6 protein-coding genes are annotated in these 4,328 nt (G+C 29.8%); all 6 read right to left on the reverse strand.

Features of this window, described 5'->3' with window-relative positions; genetic code table 11:
* Positions 1-110: 110 nt before the first annotated feature.
* On the reverse strand, positions 111-293 hold the full coding sequence (locus B3603_RS17270; protein ID WP_291567219.1) for a hypothetical protein: 183 nt from the start codon (positions 291-293) through the stop codon (positions 111-113).
* 194 nt (positions 294-487) lie between these two features.
* Positions 488-667, reverse strand: a complete 180-nt coding sequence (locus B3603_RS17275) for a hypothetical protein (protein WP_291567221.1) — start codon at positions 665-667, stop codon at positions 488-490.
* A 148-nt stretch (positions 668-815) separates the two neighbouring features.
* Positions 816-995 carry a hypothetical protein gene (locus B3603_RS17280; RefSeq protein ID WP_039635395.1) on the reverse strand — a complete coding sequence of 60 codons (180 nt, stop codon included), beginning with the start codon at positions 993-995 and terminating at the stop codon, positions 816-818.
* A 30-nt stretch (positions 996-1,025) separates the two neighbouring features.
* A complete protein-coding gene (locus B3603_RS17285; RefSeq protein WP_291567223.1) occupies positions 1,026-1,343 on the reverse strand; it encodes a CXXX repeat peptide modification system protein in 318 nt (105 codons plus the stop codon).
* 5 nt (positions 1,344-1,348) lie between these two features.
* Positions 1,349-3,484 carry a radical SAM peptide maturase, CXXX-repeat target family gene (locus B3603_RS17290; RefSeq protein ID WP_291567225.1) on the reverse strand — a complete coding sequence of 712 codons (2,136 nt, stop codon included), beginning with the start codon at positions 3,482-3,484 and terminating at the stop codon, positions 1,349-1,351.
* A 73-nt stretch (positions 3,485-3,557) separates the two neighbouring features.
* The coding region (locus B3603_RS17295) for an ABC transporter ATP-binding protein (protein WP_291567227.1) at positions 3,558-4,328 on the reverse strand (771 nt) is incomplete at its 5' end.

Here is a 4,328-nt window from a genome sequence, read left to right on the forward strand (position 1 = left end):
AAATAAAAGAGAGCAAGAATTTCTATCCTGCTCCCCCCATCTCTGTAAATTAATAAATTTAAATTTGTGTAAAATCCAATAGTCTAACTTAATAATATTTTTAAATTTTATTAGCCCATTCCAGGGCCAGCCATACAACGATCTGCACAATCCATAGTACAATGCCCTCTACAGTTTCCACCACATTCATAAGCACATGCTTGGACACAATTACGTCCACATGTTCCTGCGCACCATGATGAGCAACTTGCTGCATACACTCTTGTTGAATCTTGATCAAATAAATGTTTCATAAATTTCGCCTCTTTTCAGATTTTAAATTGATTAGGCTTTTATTTAATAAATTTATTAAATAAAAGAGAGCAAGAATTTCTATCCTGCTCCCCCCATCTTTGTAAATTAATAATTTTAAATTTATTGCAAAATTTGATAGTTTCGTTTAATGGTATTTGTTTATGTCAAAGCTTAAAGATATTTTAATATTTTGTTAATACATACCTGGTCCTAATCTACATTCATCAGCACAACTCATACTACAATGGCCTTTACAGTTTCCACTACATCCGTAGGAGCATGCTCTAGCACAACTATCTCCACACATTGTTGAACAGCCTGAACAACTAGCAGCATAGCTTACCGTCGATTTTTGATCAAATAAATGTTTCATAAATTTCTCCTCCTTTTAAGTTATAAATGAGTTTTACATTGAATAAAAAGGAACAACACTTCATATAATGCTCCCCTATCTCCGTAAATTAATAAATTTAAATTTGTGTGAAATTCAATAGTATGAATTAATAATTTTTTAAATTATATTAGTATGGTCCAGGTCCAGCCATACAACGATCTGCACAACTTGTGCTACAATGACCTCTACAAGTTCCACTACATCCATAGGAGCATGCTCTAGCACAGCTATCTCCACACATTGTTGAACAACCTGAGCAACTAGCAGCGTAGCTTACTGTTGATTTTTGATCAAATAAATGTTTCATAAATTCACCTCCTTTCAAATTATAAGTACATTATCCCTGTTTCGTACAAGCACATTCTTCTTCTATAAGGAATATTTCATTGGTATGAAAATTAATGCTCCATTCTCCATTTTCACTATACTTCCAATTATATTTGCTACTTTTTTCTGTCCACCATTCTCTATATTTTAAGGACACTTCTTCCATATCTTCAACTATTTTTTTATACATACTATCTCTTTCATCTAAAGTTAACATAGGAGAATCTAAAGTTAATAAAAGCTCCTTCAATGAAGATTTTCTTTCATTTAATATCAATATCTCTCTCTTCTCATTTTCTGTCACAACTCCAACTTTTTCACTATACATTATGATTATTCTCCTCTCATACTTAATACTTTTTCTAATGGATCAAGATAGTTTATCTTACTTATAATATTATTAGGCTTCATAAATCCTTCATTTATAAGTGTCTCCTGAAGTTCTCTCGAAGCGTTTCTTTCTAAGTGACTTACTACGCATTGAATCTTAGATGGAATGTTGTATTCATTAGTCAATTTCTTATTTAAGAATTTACATCTTCTACATTGGTATGCGTCACATTCATGGCATATTCCAGCAGTTTCAAATTCCATAAGTTGAGGATTTTTTATTTTTATACCGTTATCTAAATCTCCAATATAGCTTTCTGGATCATCAAAGTAGAAAGCTGGACATATATATATTTTTCCATTTGGCGCTAATGTAAAAGTTGTATTTCCTGCATCACAGTTACACATTGAGGTTTGCTCTATTCTATCTGTTAATATATTTAAATGAAGTGGCTCACCTTTCCTATAAGTGTCTGCTACAAAACTCTTAAGTTTTTCAAGTTGCTTTTTATATACTTGTGCATTTAAATCATTCCAGCTTTCAATATCTTCTAATATTACATTTACTCTTGAATGCTTCTCATAAAGTTCTGAAACATATGGTAAAATATTATTTAAATTTTCCTTATTTATAAGTAAAATACACATTCCTCCTGCATTTTCTAGTCCATTAATGGTATTGTCATAGACTTTTATAGAATATCCCTTAGATAATTCATCTTTACTATCTACTATAGATATAGCATCTTTTAATATATCTTTAGATGTTCCTAACATAACTGGTATAAACTTATTATTTGATGCAAATTCTAATGCCTTCTTTAAAGTTTCATCACAAATTACATTATTAGTATTTTTAAAATTTCTATATGTGCAATGCGGTGTTATATTATCTGAAGCTATAATTTGAAGATACTTATGTTGATTCCACTTATCATTAGCCCTCTCTAATTTTCTTCTCTCTGATTCGAGCTCGCTAACTTCTTCAAACTTGCTCCAGAAATATTTGTTTGCTCTTACATTTGCCTTATGCATTTTGCATTGAAAAATTGCCCTCTGATAAATAGTATTTGTATCAGCAACATCATAATTAAAGCCTGTACACCATGCGCAACCTGTAGCAACATCACATTCAACACATTCATTAGGGCTTTGAGCTTTTAATGATAACACACTAAAAGGTCTTAATTTATCAGTATTTATACCTGTATCCACGTGTCCTATTGATAAACCTTTTTTATTATTTAAAGTAAAATCTACAAATCTTACGCAAGGATATATTTCTCCATCTGTACTTATAGCTGTCATTTTCCCTGCACCACAGAAGTTTGAATTTTTAAGCTCCTCTGTCAACGGGAATCCAATATTAGGATCAAAAAATCTTACTGAATAATCTTTCCAAAGTTTATTATCTAGTATATAATCCGCTAACTCTCTAAGTTGTGCTTCAAATATTTTGTCATCTCCTTCATGCCAAACATCTTCAAAAACTACATTTGCTGCCACACTTTTTATTCCTAAGTTCCAAAGGCTTATTACACTATCTTTTATATAAGGCAAATCATCATGGGCAAAAGTAGCTTTAGTTTGAGCATCTGGAAATTGTTCAATCCATAATGGTACCTTTTTTACAACTTCATCATAAGAGCCACTTCCATCAGGGAATACTCTTTGCATATCATGCTTTAACTTATTTCCATCTATGCTTATTCCTATTGATACATGATTTCTATTTTTAGCTATATATTTTTGTACTTCTGGTGAATCGTATAATAATCCATTTGTTGAAAAACTAAATCTATAGGAATTAAACCAAGGATGATTTAATAAGAACATTTGTTGCTTGATATAATCAGATACTTTATCTATTAAATCTATCTCTAAGAAAGGCTCTCCTCCTATAAATTCCCATACTATAGATTCATTATTAAAAAACTCCCTATCATTAAGAATGTAATCTACTGCTTTTTTTGCTGTTTCAAAAGACATTTTCTTAAAATTGTTTTTGCCAATCATATAACAATATTTACAAGCTAAATTACAATCCTCTGTAATAGAAAATGTTATATTTCTAGCCTTTCCATCTATTCCATTCCATGCTTCAGCTAATGTACCCATTTTAATTGCTGAACTATTCATTTTATCACTCCTAAATATTTATTATTTTATATAAGTTTTATAGATACATTTGTTTTATTATACATTTCAAATATTATCCAACTTCTTGTGGTATATTTAAAATCTCCATATCTGCTTCATAAAGATTTTTGTAAATAACATTATCTTTTATTAAATCACTATGGGAACCTTGTCCAACAATTGTTCCACTATCAATAACTACTATTTCATCAGCATCTATTATTGTAGATAATCTATGAGCTATTATTATTACGGTATGTTTCTTTGATATTAAATTTAAAGACTGTTTTATAAAATATTGAGATTCGTTATCTAAAGCCGACGTTGCTTCATCAAACAATATTATTTTAGACTTCTTTATAAGCCCTCTAGCTATAGCAATCCTTTGCTTTTGTCCTCCAGATAAATTTACTCCATTTTCTCCAACTATTGAGTTATATTTATTAGGAAGAGACATTATAAACTCATGTATATATGCTGATTTACAAGCATCATAAACGTCTTCGTCTGTAGCACTGGAATTTGCTATTTTTATATTCTCCATTATTGATATGTTAAATAGAAAAGGATCTTGTCTTATAACTGATATGTGACTTCTTAAAGACCTTTCATCAAAATCCTTAATATCTATATTATCTATAGTTATTTCACCAGAATCATAATCATAAAGTCTTAAAAGTAAATTTAAAATAGTACTTTTTCCAGCCCCACTTTTCCCCACTATTGCTAATTTTTTATTACCCATAACCTGAAAATTTATATCCTTAAGTATATTTCCATCTTCACCATAACTAAAAGAAACATTGGTAAATTTTATATTTCCTTGGATTTCCATTATGGATTT

This window comes from Clostridium sp. UBA2485 (assembly GCF_002341865.1).
GTDB lineage: Bacteria > Bacillota > Clostridia > Clostridiales > Clostridiaceae > Clostridium_J.